The sequence below is a fragment of the Arthrobacter sp. 05L428 genome, from assembly GCF_056397665.1.
The window spans coordinates 71,847-87,748 of the sequence record NZ_JBFTNW010000002.1 but is presented as its reverse complement, the minus strand read 5'-3'; the positions used below and the strand labels follow the sequence as shown (position 1 = coordinate 87,748).

Below are 15,902 nucleotides of genomic sequence, written 5' to 3'. Positions count from 1 at the left end.
CGTTTTTGACCGCCCGACACTCCCGAAATTCCCTGTGAATACAAGGGTTTTCCAAACTTTTCCGGGTGTCGAGTGGCGTTTTGATAGTAAGCATGATTAGTATTTAGGCAGAAGGATGAAGCGCACCCGGCAACCCGGGTGTCTCCTCAATGAAAGAGAAGGGCCGATAAAATGGGTTTTTTCGCATTTCTTATTCTGGGTCTTATTGCCGGAGCAATTGCTAAGGCTATCCTGCCGGGACGTCAGGGCGGTGGCTGGGTCATCACGCTGATCCTCGGTGTTGTGGGCGCCCTCCTGGGCGGCCTCATCGGTAGCGCTATCTTCGGCACGGGACTGCAGGAATTCTTCTCGCTGACCACGTGGCTGCTGGCGATCGGCGGTGCGATCATCGTACTGCTGGTCTACGGCATGATCACCAAGCGCTCGCACCGCTAAAACGGTGTGACCGGAAAACCGGTCCCGGGATTATTTCCTGGGGCCGGTTTTTTTGGTACCCGTCGACATTTCAACACGACTTCAAGAGCACCCTTCCATAGAACACAGAGCAGGAGTACAGCATGAAAGCCAAACTTCTTTTCGGCACCGGCCTCGCGGCAGGTTACGTCCTTGGATCCCGTTCCGGGCGGGCAGCCTACGAAAAACTGAAAGCGCGGGCAGCGGGCCTCTGGCAGAGCAAGCCGGTCCAGGACAAGGTGGCGGCCGCGACGGAAGCGGTCAAGGAAAAGGCCCCCGAGGTTTCCAGCCAGCTCACCGAGGCCGCCCGCCGCGCGGGCACGGTCATCAGCTCCGCCGTCCACCGGGACGAGACCTCAGCCGGGAGCCCCGCACCCTCGGGGACGCCGTCCGCGGCGACCCCGGCCGCAGCGGGCACGCAGGCCGGCGGCGCGATCCCCGCACACAGCACCCACCCCGGCACGGCCAACCTGGGGACCTCCGGCGGCGCCCACGCCGCCGTGGACACGGCCTCCGACGTCGCTTCCGATCCGGCTTTGAACGATGAGACCGGGCAGGACTGGTCGGATGAAGGCGGCGCTACGCCGGCCGGACCGGCAACCAATGTCGACCCGGACAAGCACTAACGGGTCCCCGCTAACGGCCCTGCTTTGAGCGTCTGGCAGCAACCGCGCCCAGTACGACGGTGGCGTCCCGCTTCCGGGAGCTGAAGACCCGGCCGGAGAGCCCGCTCCCGGCGAAGATTCGGACCGTCTGAGGCGCCTGCTGCCGGCTCGTCTCAATCAGTAGGTGGCCGCCCGGCGCCAGCCACTCCGGCGCCGCGGCGGCCACACGCCGCTGCAGTTCCAATCCGTCCGGGCCGCCGTCGAGCGAAGTCCGCGGCTCGTGCAGGCGCGCTTCGGGCGGCATGGTCCCGATCATCCCGGAGGGAACGTAAGGCGCGTTCACCGCCAGAAGATCCACCCGGCCGCGCAGCCGGTCCGGCAACGCCCCGTACAGATCGCCCTCGTGGACCTCTCCGCCCAGCGGGAGCACGTTACGCCGCGCGCAGGCCGCCGCCGCAGGATCGATGTCGGCAGCATGCAGCTCCAGCGGCCCCGCCGCAGCCGCCAGCGCGGCAGCTACGGCACCGGAGCCGCAACAGAGGTCGACGACGACTGGAATCCCCACTGCCCCGGCCGCCCGGCGCGCCTGCAGGACTTTTGTTCCCCGCCGGACGAGATACTCGGTGCGGCGGCGGGGCACAAAGACTTGCGGGTCCAGGGCGATGCGGAGGCCGCAAAACTCCGCCCAGCCCAGCACTTGCTCCAGCGGCACGCCCGCGACCCGCTGCCGGACCAGCGTCTCCAGTTCTTCGTCCGTGGCCGCCGTGGCCACCAGCAGGGCGGCCTCTTCTTCGGCGAAGACGCAGCCGGCGCTACGGAGCCGGCTGATCACCTCCGCCGCCCGCGGGGGCATGGTCCGCATGGCGTCACGCCCTTCCGCCGCGCCCTCCGGCAGCCGTGTCCGCAGCCGCCCTGAAAGGCCCATGCTATCCAAAGCGGCACCGCGGCCCTACGCCTTGCCCGCGGAATATCCCGCGAACCGAATCGCACCGGCCAGGGGACCCCTGGCTGAATATTTGCTGGAAAATCCATGTGCAAGCGCTTACAATTGTGACTTGGCTCTCAGTAGCCGGTCTCCCGCATCCGTCCCTTCGTCGAGGCAACGTCGCTCACCCGGAAGGTCTCCATCGTGTTCACCCGCAGCTCCAGCCTGCCCAGGCCGCCCCGTTTGAGGCGCGGCGCAGGGCGCCACCACACCGCCCGCGCCGGCGTCGCCCTCGTGGCGGCGCTGGCCGCCGCCGCCGTCGCCGTCGTCCCCGCCCAGGCCGCCCCCGACCCCCGGGGCCCGGGCGCCCCGTCGGCTGCGCATTCGCTCCGCGGGCCGGTCACCGACGAGCGGTTCTACTTTGTGATGGCGGACCGCTTCAACAACGGCAGCGCCGCCAACGACGACGGCGGCCTGGGTCCCAACCCAATGGTCTCCGGCTTCGACCCGACCAAGAAGGGCTTCTACAACGGCGGCGACCTCAAGGGCCTGCGGGACAAGATCGACTACATCCAGGGCCTCGGCACCACCTCGATCTGGCTGACTCCGAGCTTCAAGAACAAGGCCGTCCAGCCGGAGGACCAGTCGGCCGGCTACCACGGCTACTGGGTCACCGACTTCACCCAGATCGACCCGCACCTGGGCACCAACGCCGAGCTGAAGACCCTCATCGACGAGGCGCACGCCCGCGGCATGAAGGTCTACTTCGACATCATCACCAACCACACCGCCGACGTGATCGGCTACGAGCAGGGCGACCGCACGGCGTACAAGTCCAAGGACGCCGCCCCCTACCTGACCGCCGCGGGCGAACCGTTCGACGACCGTGACTACGCCGGCACGGGCACCTTCCCGAAGCTGGATGCGGCCACCTCGTTCCCGTACACGCCGAAACTCGCGCCCGGCGAAGAGAACCTCAAGGTCCCGGCCTGGCTCAACGACACCACGCTCTACCACAACCGCGGCGACACCACCTTCGAGGGCGAAAACTCCTCCTACGGCGACTTCTTTGGCCTCGACGACCTGTTCACCGAGCACCCGAAGGTGGTCAACGGCATGGTCAACATCTACGAGAAGTGGATCGGCGACTTCGGCGTGGACGGCTTCCGGATCGACACCATGAAGCATGTCAACGACGAGTTCTGGCAGCAGTTCGGCCCCCGCGTCCTCGCCTACGCCAAGGCGCACGGCAAGGACGAATTCTTCATGTTCGGCGAGGTCTTCGACACCTCCAAGAGCTTCACCTCCCAGTTCACCACCCGTAACAAGATGCAGGCCGTGCTCGACTTTCCGTTCCAGGAGGCGGCCCGGAACTTCGCCTCGCGCGGCCAGGGCGCCAAGGAGCTGGAGACCTTCTTCGCCGGTGATGACTGGTACACCGACGCCGACTCCAACGTCTACGAGCTCCCCACGTTCCTGGGCAACCACGACATGGGCAGGATCGGCAGCTTCATCACCGCGGACAACCCAGGCGCGGACGACGCCGAACGCGTCGCGCGGGACCGGCTCGCCCACGAGCTGATGTACTTCTCCCGCGGCAACCCGGTGGTCTACTACGGTGATGAACAGGGCTTCACCGGCCCCGGCGGGGACCAGGATGCACGCCAGACGATGTTTGCCAGCAAGGTCCCGGACTACCTCGACGATGACCTGCTCGGCACCGACGCCACGCATGCGGGCGACAACTTCAACACCGCCCACCCGCTGTACCGCGACATCAGCGAACTCGCGGCCCTGACCACCGAACACCCGGCGCTGCGCAACGGCGCGCACCAGAACCGGTACGCCTCCGACGGGCCGGGCATCTACGCCTTCTCCCGGACCGACGCCAAGGACCAGCGCGAGTACGTTGTCTCCATCAACAACAGCAAGCAGGCCCAGACCGCAGCGGTCCCCACCTACGTGGGCAAGCGCACCTTCAACCGGATCTACGGGGAGGCAAGCGCCGAGGCCAAGACCTCGGCGGACGGGAAGCTGACGGTCACGGTTCCGCCGCTCTCCGCCGTCGTCTACGAATCCGCCGGCCGCATCCCGCACTCCAAGGCAGCGCCGGCCGTAAGCCTGCAGGCGCCGGCAGCCTCTGCCGCGGACAACAGCCGCGTACGCGTCGCGGCCGACGTCGACGGCACCTCTTTCTACGAGGTAACCTTCCAGGCCCGCACGGCGGGCGGCGCATGGGCCCCAATCGGTACTGACGACACGGCGCCCTACCAGGTCTTCCATGACGTCTCCGCCCTGAAAGCCGGCACCGCCGTGGAGTACCGCGCCGTGGTGCTGGACAACGGAGCGCACACCTCGGTGAGCCAGCCCCGCAGCGTCACCGTCCCGTCCCCGGTGCTCAGCATCGTGAACCCCAAGGAAGGCAGCAGCGTCCGCGGCAAGGTCGAGGTCAGTGCCGTCGCCAGCCCGGAGAAGGCCGACTACGTGGTCCGGTTCGAACGCAGCATCGGCGGCGGGACCTGGACGAAGTTTGGCGAGGACAGCTCCTCCCCCGACTACACCGCCGTGGATGACCTGGCGGGCCTGTCACTGCCGGACGGGACCCAGCTGCGTTATCGCGCGCTCTTGACGGTGCCGGGGGCCGGCGAAGTGGTCAGCGACGTCCGCACGGTGGTCGCGGGGGACCTCCCCCAGCCCAATTCGGTCACCATTGCGGGCAGCCTCAACTCGGAAATGGGCTGCCCCGGGGACTGGCAGCCGGCCTGCCCGGCAGCCTTCCTCAAGCTGGATCCGGCGGACAAGGTCTGGCGCCTGGCCGTTCCCGACCTGCCCGCCGGCAGCTACGAATTCAAGGCCGCCATTAGCGGCTCCTGGGACGAGAACTACGGCGCGGGGGGCGGCGCCAACGGCAGCAACATCGTGCTGAACCACCCGGGTGGCGCGGTGACCTTCCGCTACGACAACAGCACCCATGTGATGAGCCCGGTCTACGCCTCGCAGCAGCCGGCCGCGGTGGCGGCTGCCGGGGACCTCGATTCGGAGCTGGGCTGCCCGGGCGACTGGATGCCGGACTGCCCGCAAGCCCAGCTCGCGCTGGATCCGGCGGACCTCGTTTGGAAGCTGACGTTCCCGGAGCTGCCGGCCGGCACCTACTCGTTCAAGGCCGCGCTCAACCGTTCCTGGGCCGAGAACTACGGCGCAGGCGGAGTCCCGGGCGGTGGAAACCTCAGCCTGGTGCACGACGGCGGCCCGGTCACCTTCCGGTATGACCACTTCACCCACCTGATCACCGCCGGCTAGCACCGGGGTCCGACGGACACAGGAAGAACGCCGAAGGCCGGCCTGCACTGAGCGTGCAGGCCGGCCTTTTGACGTACCGGGAGTCGAACCTCGAGTCGGTCAGCCGGCCACTCGGTCCGCGCCTCAGCCGACCAGACGGAGCGGCGGGAGTGCCCGGGCCAGCCGCGTTGCCAGCTTGTGGGCCGCCGCCGCCGAGGGCCGCGCTGCGGGGTCCATCGCCGTCATGGCCGTCAGCAGCGACACCCAGCCGGCACCGAGCTGGGCCGGAATTTCCGGTCCCCGCAGGGTGCGGGCCACGAGCGACTCGACCGGCGTCCCGGGGTAGGCCTTCACGCCGGTAAGGCACTCCAGCAGCACCAGTCCCAGCGCATAGACATCCGTGGCAGCGTTGACGGGCTGACCGGCCGCCTGCTCCGGGCTCATGTAATGCACGGTGCCCGACGAATCCCCCGGTTCAGGGGCTGTCCCGGCCGGCGTGGCGATCCCGAAGTCGGCGATTCGTACCGAGCACCTCCGGAGCGCACTAAGCAGGATGTTTGCGGGCTTGATGTCCCGGTGGACCAGGCCGCGCGCGTGGACGTGCCCCAGCCCGGACAAAGCGGCGGCGGCCCAGCCGGCCACTTCCTCCGGCCCGGTGGCGCCGCCGCGGATCCGCTCGGCAAGGCTGCCCCCGTAGGCGAATTCTTCGACCAGGAAGGGCCGGCCCGCCCACTGGTCACCGGGCGGGACCGTGCCGGCGGCAATGAAGCGGACCACGGCGGGGTGATCCAGGGAGGCGAGTACGCGCGCTTCTGCGTGGATCCGGTTGGCGTGCTTCTCGGCGGGACCTTCGGCCACCTTGATGGCGACCGGACGGTCGCTGAGCAGGTCTGTTCCGCGGAACACCGTGGCAGTCGCACCGCGTCCCAGGAGCTCGTGGACCAGGAAGCGTCCGCCGGGAGCGTCCGGCAGCGGCAGGACCCTGGCATTGAGGCCGGCGCCGGACGCTGCTGCCGCTCCGGACGCGGGGCGGCTGTGTGCCACCGCGAGCACTGGAAGGGCGGTCACGAAAGCGCGGCCAGCGCGTTGGAAGTGTGGACAATGCCATCAAGCTGGAAACCGCAGGAGCAACGCCACACCGGCGGCAGCTCCGCGGAGCCGATCCCGGCGTCGAACGAGTAAGCGGACATGGCGTCCAGCGCCGGGGCAGTCCACTCCATCGGAGCTCCGCAATGGCTCGGTGCCTTGCTGGCGGTGGTCATAGGCAGGACGGGGGCGGCGGCGCCCGGCTCTGCCGGGGAGTCCGGCGCACCCAGAGGGGCCGCACCGGCTCCCGGGATTCCGGTGATCGTCAACAACTCAGCCACGACTCCTCCACGAAAACGATTATCTAACACAAGTAGTAAGCATACATATCACTAGTCCAACTAGCTAGTTGCTGTCTAGATAATCTTCGCGGATGTTCCTGTCGGCTTAGTGGCGCTCGACCTGTTCGGTGAGGGCATCGGCCATCCGGCGCAGGAAGGACACGATGATGCGGCTCTCCTCCGCGCTGAGCTCTTCGGCCACCGCCAGCATCCTGCGGTGCATCTCCCCCAGCGTCTCGCGGACTTCCGAATCCGTCGCGGCGGTCGGCACGATCACCAGGGAGCGGCGGTCCGTGGGATGGGGCTCGCGTCGCACGTGGCCGCTGCCGACGAGCCGGTCGATCAGCGAGGTGGTGGACGCCGTCGTGATGCCCAGCGTCCGGCTCAAGTCCTTGGGGCCCACCCGCTCCCCGGCGGCCTGGGCGCGCAGCAGATAGCGAAGGGCCAGCAGGTCGGTTTCCCCCATGCCCATCGAGTCCCGCGTCGAGCGCCTGGTGGCAACCTCGGCGGCGCGGTAGCCGCGGAGGGCCTGCAACACCGCGGTGGGCGGGTCAAGCCGCTCATCCGGCCCATACCAGTACCCTGAGCCTGCTGCGCTGTCCGAGTTCATCCGATAATCCTAGCCGATCTAACTACTAGGCAGGCTTGCTTACTGCACGGGGACGGCCCGGGCGGGCGCGTCAGTCCCCGGACGCAAAAAACCCCCGGCGTCCTGTCGCCAGGATGCCGGGGGTTTTTCCACTCTTCGCTAAAAGAGTGGGCCCTGTGGGGATCGAACCCACGACCCACGGATTAAAAGTCCGATGCTCTACCAACTGAGCTAAAGGCCCCAGCCGACAGCCCCAACCGGCGGAAAAATCCGCTGTTGACAGGCGCGTCGGCCCAGTCCATTTCTGGACGTTAATACTGTACCCCAGACGCAGGCGAGCTTTGTCACCGGGCCCGACGCGCCGCCGTCGTCCGCTTCCCGGGCGTTGTCCCCGCACACGGGGGCATGCTCGATTCCCGGAATGCACAGGAGTAGCGTGGTGGCATGAGCGAGCAAGCAGGAGCCAGCAGCCCCGGACCGCACCGTCACCACAAGCCGAAGCCCTTTGCGCCGATCGACTTTGAGCCTTTCGCCGGGGGTGCGGACCCGGCGCGGGTTTCCGAGGCGGCCCACCTCGCAGCCCAGGCGCTCGTCCGCCGCGGACGGGACAGCGACGACCCCAAGGTCACGCGGCGGCTGGTCAAACTCGCTGATGAACAGGGCCTCGATGCCATAGCCGAAATGTGGGCGGAGAGCCCGGCGCGGTCCCTCCCTGGCGCGCTCTGGCGGCTCTACGCGCTGCGGGCCGCCACGATCCGGGATCCGGAACGGATTTCGGTCTACTTCAGAGCGGGCAAGGACACCGCCCAGGTGTCCCACGTGGTGGCCGGCGCAGCCGAGCCTCCGGGCGCCGAGGAAATGAAGTCGATGGCGGACGCCATCCTCTCCGGCGCCTTCGACGGGGAGTTCGACGTCGCACTCGAGCGCTCGGCGGCATTCTGCCGGGTGGTGGCGCTGGGCCAGGCCACACTTGCCGACGGCGCGGAGCACAGCAACGCCAATCATGCGAGCAAGCTGACGCGGAATTCACACCTCCTGGTCAAGACCGCCGAGGACCTCGAACATGCCGCCAACGCCTGGCGGCTGGGCGAGCTGGACTGAGCCCTCCGGCGGCTGGTGGGCGCCGGAAATCGGCCGTCTAACCCCGCCGTGCGGGCACTGTCAATACGCACGCCGGGGCCCTGCTGTCAATGTTGACTTGGTCCCCCCGAAGTAGAAAACTAAAGGCGGTGCCGAGCCGCGAAACCCCCGGGCTTCAACAATTAGCCGCCTAGAGCGGCCTACCGCCGAGAGGCGTATCCGGTTCGGCACCATTTTCATGCCCGTTGCCAGTGGCCCGTTCCGGCCGGCCCGGCGCCCGGACTTCGGCCGGCCGTTCCCGCCGGCCGAAGTCCGGGCGGTAAAGTAAACCCCATGCGCGGGCCATCGTCACGTTCCAGGGCCGGCAGACAACGCCCGTGTAAGCCTCGTCCGGAGACCGGTAACCCCACGTGAAGCTGCGCCTTTTCCCCCAGGAGCCCGCAGGGCTGAACCTGCTGTCCCAGATGGCCCACCAGATAGCCGTGGCCACGGGAACCCTCTCGGAGATCCTTGGCGCGCCCGCCAGCGAACATGCGCGGCTGGTGGAGGACATGCACGACCACGAGGCGAAGTCGGCGGAACTGCATTTTGCCCTCCTGACCCACATGCGGACCAGCTTCCTGAATCCGCTCCCCCGCGAGGACATGTATGCGCTCTCCCGTTACCTCAACGAGGCAATGGAGAAGCTCGACGCCGCCGCGGACCTCGTCTTCCTGTACAAGCTGGAGCGGCTGCCCAAACGCGCGGCCGACCAGCTGGAAATCATCAGCCGGCAGGCCGAACTCACCGTTGACGCCATGCGCCAGCTGAACAACCTCGATGACCTGGAGGACTACTGGATCGAGGTCCTCCGTCTCACCAAGCGGGCTGAGCGCACCCACCGGGTCTGGGTGGCGGACATGATCAAGGACATGAAGTCGGCGCAGTACGCGCGCAACCGCGACATCGCGGACCAGCTCGTGGAAGTCACCAAGGACATGCGGCGGATCGCCACCCAGGTGGGCAGCATCATCGTCAAGGAATCCTGAGGTGTCCGTCGTTTTCTTTGCCCTGGTGGTGCTCTTCGCCGGGGCGTTCGCCTTTCTCAACGGCTTCCGCGACGCGTCCTCCTCGGTTGCCCTCGCCGTCCGGACGCGTGCCCTGACCCCCACCGTCGCGGTGCTCCTGGCCGGGCTGTTCAACTTCATCGGCGCCGGGCTGAGCGCAGCCCTGGCGCTGGAGGTCAGCCGGACCTGGGTGGTTCTTCCGCCCGGCGGCAACGGCCTGACCATCCTCATCGCCGGCCTGCTGAGCGCCGTGCTCTGGGGCCTCTTCACGTGGTGGCGCGGCATCCCGGCCTCCTCGACACACGCGCTCGTGGGGGGCCTGGCCGGGGCCGGCGTCGCCAGCGTTGCGGTAGGCGGACATTCGGTCCTGGGCGTGGACCAGTCCTTGCTTTTCCAAGTGGTGCTGCCCCTGCTGCTCTCCCCGGTCATCGCTTTCGCGGGCGCCTATCTGCTGGTCTGGCCGGCCACGTGGGCAGCCCGCTACACACCGCCGAGCGTCGTGAATACCAGGTCCAGGCGCGCCCAGGCCATCGCCGCGGGCGCCGTCGCTTTCGGCCACGGCCTGCAGGACGGCCAGCGCACCAGCGCCGTGCTGATCCTGGCGATGCTGGCCGCGGGGCTCCCCGACGACGGCACCACCCCCGTCTGGGTGGCGCTCCTGACCGCGGCCATGCTGACGGCAGGCACACTCGCAGGCGGGTGGCGGATCTCCTACACGATCGGCTACCGGATGATCCGGGTCGACCCCCTGCGCGGCTTCGTCGCTCAGCTCTACAGCAGCGCCATCCTGCTGGTGGGCGCGATCGGCCTGCACTGGCCGATTTCCACCACCCACACCGTGACCTCCGCGGTGCTGGGGGCGGGCACCAACCAGAGATACACGGCGACCAACCGCCGGCTGGTGCTGCGGATCCTCGCCTTCTGGGCACTGACGCCGCTGGTCACCGCCGCGGCGGCCTTTGTGCTGGAACTCGCCCTGTCGCCCCTCGCGGGGCTCTAGGGACCCGTCGGCTGCTCTTATCCGAAGCGGCCGGAGACGTAATCCTCGGTGGCCTTCACGGAGGGGTTGCTGAAGATGGTGTGGGTGTCCCCGTACTCGATCAGCTTGCCGGGCTTGCCGGTGCCGGCGATGTTGAAGAACGCCGTCTTGTCCGAGACGCGGGCAGCCTGCTGCATATTGTGGGTCACGATCACCACCGTGTATTCGTCCTTGAGCTCGTTGATGAGGTCCTCAATGGCGAGCGTGGAGATCGGGTCCAGCGCGGAGCAGGGCTCGTCCATCAGGATCACCTGGGGCTCCACGGCGATGGCGCGGGCGATGCAGAGGCGCTGCTGCTGGCCGCCGGAGAGCCCCGAACCGGGCTTGGCCAGGCGGTCCTTGACCTCGTTCCAGAGGTTGGCGCCGCGCAGGGAGCGCTCCACGAGCGAGTCCGCCTCGCCCTTGGAGATCTTCTGGTTGTTCAGCTTCACGCCGGCCAGCACGTTGTCCCGGATGGACATGGTGGGGAACGGATTGGGCCGCTGGAAGACCATGCCGATCTGCGAGCGCACCGTCACGGGGTCCACGCCGGGACCGTAGAGGTTGTCGCCGTCGAGCAGCACTTCGCCTTCCACCCGGGCGCCGGGGATGACTTCGTGCATCCGGTTCAGGGTGCGCAGGAAGGTGGACTTGCCGCAGCCGGAGGGGCCGATGAAGGCGGTGACGGACTTGGCGTCGATGTTGATGTTGACGTCCTCGACGGCCAGGAATTTGCCGTAGTAGACGTTCAGGTCTTTGACGTCGATGCGCTTAGACATGCTGTTCCTTCACTTGTGGTGGTGGGGCCGGGTGCCTGCGGTGGCCTTAGCGGCCGGCCTTCGGGGCGAAGATGCGGGCCACCAGGCGGGCGGCCAGGTTGAGCAGCATCACGAGGATGATGAGGACCAGGGCCGCGCCCCAGGCGCGCTGGTCGGACGGACCCGGGTTGGACGGCGAGGTCGGGTTGAGGATCTGCGTGTAGATGAAGGTGGGTAGCGAGGCCATCCAGCCGCCAAACACGTTGTTGTTGATGGAGGTGGCGAAGCCGGCGGTGACCAGGATCGGGGCGGTTTCGCCGATCACGCGGGCAATGGCCAGGGTGACGCCGGAGGCGATGCCGGAAATCGCCGTCGGGATGACCACCTTGAGGATGGTCCGCCACTTGCGGACGCCGAGGGCGTAGGCGGCTTCGCGGAGTTCGTTCGGCACGATCTTGAGCATTTCCTCGCTGGAGCGGACCACCACCGGGATCATCAGCACCGAAAGTGCGACGGCGGCAACGGCCCCGGTCTTGGTGCCCGGGCCGACGACGGCGAAGAAGAACGCTGCGGCGAACAGGCCGGCCACGATTGAGGGGATGCCGGTCATCACGTCGACGAAGAAGGTGATGGCACGGGCCAGCGCCCGGTCCTCGCCGTATTCGACGAGGTAGATCGCGGTCAGCAGGCCCACCGGGACCGAGATGACGGTGGCGAGCAGGGTGATCTGCACGGTGCCGACCAGGGCGTGGTAGATACCGCCCAGCACGGGGGCGCCCTGTTCGACGGCCTTGTTGTCGTAGGCGCCGGTGACCCCGTTCATCGAGGTGGTCAGGAAGCCGGGGTCCACCAGTCCCGGCAGACCCTTGACCAGCACGGTCCAGATCACCGAGATCAGCGGCAGCAGGGCAATAAGGAAGGCGCCGGCGACGAGGCAGGTGGCCAGTTTGTCCTTAGCCTTGCGCGAGCCCTCAACTACGGCGCTCCAGCCGACGAGCCCGGCGGTGAAGAGCAGCGCCGAGACGATGCCCCAGCCGAAGGCGTTGAAGCCGACCAGGGCCAGGATGGCGGCACCGATGACGAGGGCGAGGGCCAGGACGATGTACGGCGCGGCCTTGGGCAGTTGCCCCTTGGTCAGGGCCGAGCGTTTGCGCACCGGGGTCAGGGTGGAGGTCATTTAGTTGGCTCCCGAGAATTCTTTGTGCCGGGTGATGATCCACCGGGCAATCATGTTCACACCGAGGGTGATGACGAAGAGCACCAGGCCGGCGGCGATCAGCGTGCTGACCTTCAGGCCGCTGGCTTCGGGGAAGTTCAGGGCGATCTCGGCGGCGATGGTCTGGTTGCCGGACTGGATCAGGCTTGCCGTGAGGGCGCCGGAGGAGAGCACGAGCGCGACGGCCATGGTTTCGCCAAGGGCACGGCCCAGGCCCAGCATCACGGCACTGACGATGCCCGGGCGGCCGAACGGCAGCACGGCCATCCGGATCATTTCCCAGCGGGTGGCGCCAAGGGCCAGTGCGGCCTCCTCGTGCAGCTTGGGGGTCTGCAGGAAGATTTCGCGTGAGAGCGAGGTGATGATCGGCAGGACCATCACCGCGAGCACGATGCCTGCCGTCAGGATGGTCTTGCCGGTGGCGGACGCCGGGCCCTGGAAGATCGGCAGCCAGCCCAGGTTTTTCGCGAGCCAGTCGTAGGCGGGCGCGATTTCCTTCGCCAGGAAGGCGGCGCCCCACGCACCGTAGACCACCGAGGGGATGGCGGCCAGCAGGTCCACTACGTAGCCAAGGCCGGACGCCAGCCGGCGCGGGGCGTAGTGCGAGATGAAGAGTGCGACGCCGATGGCCACGGGGGTGGCGATGACCAGCGCGATGACGGCCGCGATGAGGGTGCCTATGACGATCGGCCAGATGTAGGCGAAGAAGCCCTCGCCGCCCTGGATATCGGCGGCCGGGGCGGTGAACGCGGGAATCGCCTGGATGACGAGGAAGAGCGCAACCCCAAACAGGACGGCGAGGATCAGGCAGCCCGCTGCCAGGGTGGCCCCTGAGAAGACTTTGTCCCCGGCACGGCCTGCGCCCTGGGGTTTGGTCAGGGAGGTGGAGGTCATACCTGGCCCTTCGGTGTCGGTGTTGCGGATGTACGGAACGTCGTGGAACGGCCCGTAGCGAAACTGCGGGTGACGCGGCTAAGTTCCCCGCCCTGCCATACGGCGGGGCGGGGAACTCGACCGTTCAATTCAAACCTTACGACTTGACCTTGATGGATTCGATCGCCTTGACACCCTTTTCGGACAGGGCGGAGGACAGCGGAGCCGACTTGGCGGACTCGGCAGCGGCCTTCTGGCCCTCTGCGGAAAGTACGTACTTCTCGAAGGCCTTGACCAGGTCAACGGTTTCCTGCTTGGCATAGGTGCTGCAGAGAACGTGGTAGGAGACCAGGACCAGCGGGTAGGCGCCGGCTTCGGTGGTGGTGCGGTCCAGCTTGATGGCAAGGTCGTTGGCGCCGCGGCCCTCGACAGGCTTGCCCAGGTCAACGGCCTTGGAGGCCGCTTCCGGGGAGATCTTGACGAACTCGGAGCCAACCTTGATCTGGGCGGTGCCCAGCTTGCCGCTGACGGCCGAGTCATCGGCGTAGGTGACCGCACCGGCGGTGTCGGTGACGGTCTTGACGACGCCGGAGGTGCCCTTGGCGTTCTCGCCCTTCAGCGAAGCCGGCCAGACACCGTCAGCCTTGTCCTTCCAGACGGCGGGAGCCGCTGCGGAGAGGTACTCGGTGAAGTTCTTGGTGGTGCCGGAGTCGTCAGAGCGGTTGACCGGGGTGACTTTGAGGTCCGGCAGCTTGGCGTCCGGGTTCAGCGCGGTGATGGCGGGGTCGTTCCACTTGGCGATCTCGCCGCGGAACATCTTGGCCGCAGTGGTTGCGTCCAGCTTCAAGTCCGTCACGCCAGGCACGTTGAACGCGATGGCGATCGGCGAGATGTAGACGGGAACCTCGATGGCGCCGTCGGGGCCGCACTGGTCCTTGGCCTTGGCGACTTCCTCGTCCTTGAGGTAGGCGTCGGAGCCGGCGAACTGGGCCGAGCCGTCGAGGATGGCCTTGCGGCCTGCGCCGGAACCGTCCGGGGAGTACTGCACGTTCGCGCCCTGGTTGGCGGAGGCGAAGTTGGTCTTCCACACGTCCATGGCCGCACCCTGCGCGGAGGAACCGATGCCGGTCAGCGTGCCGGTGACCTTGGAGCCAGAGGCCGCCTGGGTGCCCGCAGTGGTGTTTGTTGCGTTGTCCGAACCGCAAGCGGTGAGCGCGAGTGCGCCGGCTGCGATAACAGCAATGGCCGCGTTGCGGCCGAAGCGTGATGCCTTCACTAGATGTACCCCTTCCAGGGTTATTCAGATGCGTGTCGGACCGGAGACGTCCGAGCAATAAAGACGGTGGATACGTTTTGTACCTTTACCGAAGTTAGGTGCCCCAGGTGAAGAGAATTGGGGTCCAAAGTGAACGGAGGGTTAACGACGTCGGACCATTGGTCGACGACGGACGGGTCGGTCTTGCGTTAGCTGAGTCACAGCCGTAGGGGCCGCGTCCCGCAACCTTGGCGCCGCGGACAGCAAATAGACTGGTGGGCATGGCCTCCGCTACTGGGTTCACCGCAAGCGCACGATTCCTGCGCGGCCGGGTCCGCACCGGATTTGTCCGGAGCCGTAATTCGCTGGTGCCTGCGCTCCAGATGACGGCCTGCGCGGTAGGGGCCTACGCCTTCGCCGAGTACGTCCTGGGCCACACCGGGCCGTTGTTCGCCGCCACCTCCTCCCTGATCGCCCTGGGCTTCTCCCGTGATCCGCGGCTTCGCCGCGTCGTGGAGGTAGGCCTGGGCTGCACCATCGGCATTGTGGTGGGCGACCTGTTGCTGCACTGGCTGGGCGCGGGAATCTGGCAGGCCGCCGTCGTGCTCCTTTTCTCGATTCTACTGGCGCGCTTCCTGGACAGCGGAACTATTTTCACCACCCAGCTGGGGCTGCAGTCCCTGCTGGTGGTGCTGCTGCCGGCTCCCGCCGGAGGACCGTTCACCCGGAGCATCGACGCCGTCGTGGGCGGCGTCTGCGCGCTCCTGGTGACTTTCCTGATCCCCAAGGATCCGCGGCGCGAACCCCGCAACGACGTGAAGAAACTGCTCCACGAACTAGCGGAGGTCCTGCGCGAGTGCTCCTCGGCCCTGACCCACAGTGACTCCACCCAGGCCTGGCATGCGCTGATCCGGGGGCGCAACTGCCAGCCCCTGGTCGATGCGATGCGCCAGACGCTGCGCTCCTCCGGCGAGGTGGCCACCCTGGCCCCCGCCTACCGCCGGTACCGGGACGAGCTGGACCGGCTGGCGCAGTCGGTGGACTTCATCGACCTCGCGCTGCGCAACAGCCGCGTGTTTGCGCGCCGGTTGACCAGCGCGATCAACCACGCCGCGCTCTCGGACGAGGCCACCGAGAACATTGCCGAGGTCCTGCAGGAGACTGCCGCGGCGATCGATGAACTCGGCCTGGGGCTGGCGGAGGTGCACGACGGCGTCCGCCGCGCCCACCTGCGCACGGCCCGGGTGGAACTAAGCGAAACGGCGGGCCGGCTGCACCCGCGCCTGCTGGACGTGCAGCGGCTTGAGGGGGAAACCGTGGTTATGCTCTTCCGCCCGCTCATGGTGGACCTGCTCGAAGCCGCCGGCATGGATCCGAACGAGGCCCGGGACATCCTGCCCGCCCTCTAGCCCCTGCTGCCGGCCAGCGGTCCCCGGGC

The 15,902-nt window shown here is 67.6% G+C and carries 15 protein-coding genes and 1 tRNA gene; 7 read left to right on the top strand and 9 right to left on the bottom strand.

The features are described 5' to 3' along the window. Positions 1–171: 171 nt before the first annotated feature. Positions 172–435 (top strand): GlsB/YeaQ/YmgE family stress response membrane protein, encoded by a 264-nt coding sequence (locus AC1DH3_RS06740; protein WP_175322464.1) that lies wholly within the window; start codon positions 172–174, stop codon positions 433–435. A 122-nt stretch (positions 436–557) separates the two neighbouring features. Further along, positions 558–1,079, top strand: coding sequence for a hypothetical protein (locus AC1DH3_RS06735; protein WP_476908886.1), 522 nt, complete (start codon positions 558–560; stop codon positions 1,077–1,079). Between the two features lie 10 nt (positions 1,080–1,089). On the opposite strand, the gene AC1DH3_RS06730 is transcribed toward AC1DH3_RS06735, so the two are convergent. Then, positions 1,090–1,983: a putative protein N(5)-glutamine methyltransferase gene (locus AC1DH3_RS06730; protein ID WP_476908885.1), complete on the bottom strand. Its 894-nt coding sequence runs from the start codon at positions 1,981–1,983 to the stop codon at positions 1,090–1,092. 204 nt (positions 1,984–2,187) lie between these two features. On the opposite strand from AC1DH3_RS06730, the gene AC1DH3_RS06725 reads away from it, so the two are divergent. Then, positions 2,188–5,283 carry an alpha-amylase family glycosyl hydrolase gene (locus AC1DH3_RS06725; RefSeq protein WP_476908884.1) on the top strand — a complete coding sequence of 1,032 codons (3,096 nt, stop codon included), beginning with the start codon at positions 2,188–2,190 and terminating at the stop codon, positions 5,281–5,283. A gap of 123 nt (positions 5,284–5,406) precedes the next feature. On the opposite strand, the gene AC1DH3_RS06720 is transcribed toward AC1DH3_RS06725, so the two are convergent. The 4 genes from AC1DH3_RS06720 to AC1DH3_RS06705 all read right to left on the bottom strand — a co-directional run bounded on the left by AC1DH3_RS06720 (position 5,407) and on the right by AC1DH3_RS06705 (position 7,459). Beyond that, complete coding sequence (locus AC1DH3_RS06720; protein WP_476908883.1) at positions 5,407–6,330, bottom strand: serine/threonine-protein kinase; 924 nt, start codon at positions 6,328–6,330, stop codon at positions 5,407–5,409. Beyond that, entirely contained in the window at positions 6,327–6,629 is a 303-nt protein-coding gene (locus AC1DH3_RS06715) for a hypothetical protein (protein WP_476908882.1), read from the bottom strand. Before AC1DH3_RS06715 ends, AC1DH3_RS06720 begins: the two co-directional genes overlap by 4 nt. Positions 6,630–6,735: 106 nt before the next feature. After that, on the bottom strand, positions 6,736–7,239 hold the full coding sequence (locus tag AC1DH3_RS06710; protein ID WP_441418100.1) for a MarR family winged helix-turn-helix transcriptional regulator: 504 nt from the start codon (positions 7,237–7,239) through the stop codon (positions 6,736–6,738). A gap of 147 nt (positions 7,240–7,386) precedes the next feature. Further along, positions 7,387–7,459, bottom strand: a tRNA-Lys gene (locus tag AC1DH3_RS06705). 203 nt (positions 7,460–7,662) lie between these two features. On the opposite strand from AC1DH3_RS06705, the gene AC1DH3_RS06700 reads away from it, so the two are divergent. From AC1DH3_RS06700 to AC1DH3_RS06690, 3 genes are all read left to right on the top strand, one after another. After that, a complete protein-coding gene (locus AC1DH3_RS06700) occupies positions 7,663–8,319 on the top strand; it encodes a hypothetical protein (RefSeq protein ID WP_441418101.1) in 657 nt (218 codons plus the stop codon). A 389-nt stretch (positions 8,320–8,708) separates the two neighbouring features. Next, entirely contained in the window at positions 8,709–9,326 is a 618-nt protein-coding gene (locus AC1DH3_RS06695; protein ID WP_476892990.1) for a DUF47 domain-containing protein, read from the top strand. Between the two features lies 1 nt (position 9,327). Then, positions 9,328–10,344: an inorganic phosphate transporter gene (locus AC1DH3_RS06690; RefSeq protein WP_476908881.1), complete on the top strand. Its 1,017-nt coding sequence runs from the start codon at positions 9,328–9,330 to the stop codon at positions 10,342–10,344. A gap of 17 nt (positions 10,345–10,361) precedes the next feature. Here the strand turns inward: AC1DH3_RS06690 and pstB are convergent, their stop codons facing one another. The 4 genes from pstB to pstS all read right to left on the bottom strand — a co-directional run bounded on the left by pstB (position 10,362) and on the right by pstS (position 14,485). Then, positions 10,362–11,141, bottom strand: a complete 780-nt coding sequence (gene pstB / locus AC1DH3_RS06685; RefSeq protein ID WP_441418104.1) for a phosphate ABC transporter ATP-binding protein PstB — start codon at positions 11,139–11,141, stop codon at positions 10,362–10,364. Positions 11,142–11,187: 46 nt separating this feature from the next. Further along, complete coding sequence (gene pstA, locus AC1DH3_RS06680) at positions 11,188–12,297, bottom strand: phosphate ABC transporter permease PstA (RefSeq protein ID WP_476908880.1); 1,110 nt, start codon at positions 12,295–12,297, stop codon at positions 11,188–11,190. After that, on the bottom strand, positions 12,298–13,230 hold the full coding sequence (pstC, locus tag AC1DH3_RS06675; RefSeq protein ID WP_441418106.1) for a phosphate ABC transporter permease subunit PstC: 933 nt from the start codon (positions 13,228–13,230) through the stop codon (positions 12,298–12,300). It abuts the gene before it with no gap. Positions 13,231–13,366: 136 nt separating this feature from the next. Beyond that, on the bottom strand, positions 13,367–14,485 hold the full coding sequence (gene pstS, locus AC1DH3_RS06670) for a phosphate ABC transporter substrate-binding protein PstS (RefSeq protein ID WP_476892992.1): 1,119 nt from the start codon (positions 14,483–14,485) through the stop codon (positions 13,367–13,369). A 260-nt stretch (positions 14,486–14,745) separates the two neighbouring features. Here pstS and AC1DH3_RS06665 point away from each other — a divergent pair, with 260 nt between their 5' ends. Then, positions 14,746–15,873: an FUSC family protein gene (locus tag AC1DH3_RS06665; RefSeq protein ID WP_441418108.1), complete on the top strand. Its 1,128-nt coding sequence runs from the start codon at positions 14,746–14,748 to the stop codon at positions 15,871–15,873. The last annotated feature ends 29 nt before the right edge of the window (positions 15,874–15,902 follow it).

Excerpts from the sequence above, each read along its gene's own strand:
- pstB (WP_441418104.1), bottom strand. The coding sequence starts at position 11,141 with ATGTCTAAGCGCATCGACGTCAAAGACCTGAACGTCTACTACGGCAAA.
- AC1DH3_RS06710 (WP_441418100.1), bottom strand. The coding sequence starts at position 7,239 with ATGAACTCGGACAGCGCAGCAGGCTCAGGGTACTGGTATGGGCCGGAT.
- AC1DH3_RS06740 (WP_175322464.1), top strand. The coding sequence starts at position 172 with ATGGGTTTTTTCGCATTTCTTATTCTGGGTCTTATTGCCGGAGCAATT.
- AC1DH3_RS06730 (WP_476908885.1), bottom strand. The coding sequence starts at position 1,983 with ATGGGCCTTTCAGGGCGGCTGCGGACACGGCTGCCGGAGGGCGCGGCG.
- AC1DH3_RS06735 (WP_476908886.1), top strand. The coding sequence starts at position 558 with ATGAAAGCCAAACTTCTTTTCGGCACCGGCCTCGCGGCAGGTTACGTC.
- pstC (WP_441418106.1), bottom strand. The coding sequence starts at position 13,230 with ATGACCTCCACCTCCCTGACCAAACCCCAGGGCGCAGGCCGTGCCGGG.
- AC1DH3_RS06700 (WP_441418101.1), top strand. The coding sequence starts at position 7,663 with ATGAGCGAGCAAGCAGGAGCCAGCAGCCCCGGACCGCACCGTCACCAC.
- AC1DH3_RS06665 (WP_441418108.1), top strand. The coding sequence starts at position 14,746 with ATGGCCTCCGCTACTGGGTTCACCGCAAGCGCACGATTCCTGCGCGGC.
- pstA (WP_476908880.1), bottom strand. The coding sequence starts at position 12,297 with ATGACCTCCACCCTGACCCCGGTGCGCAAACGCTCGGCCCTGACCAAG.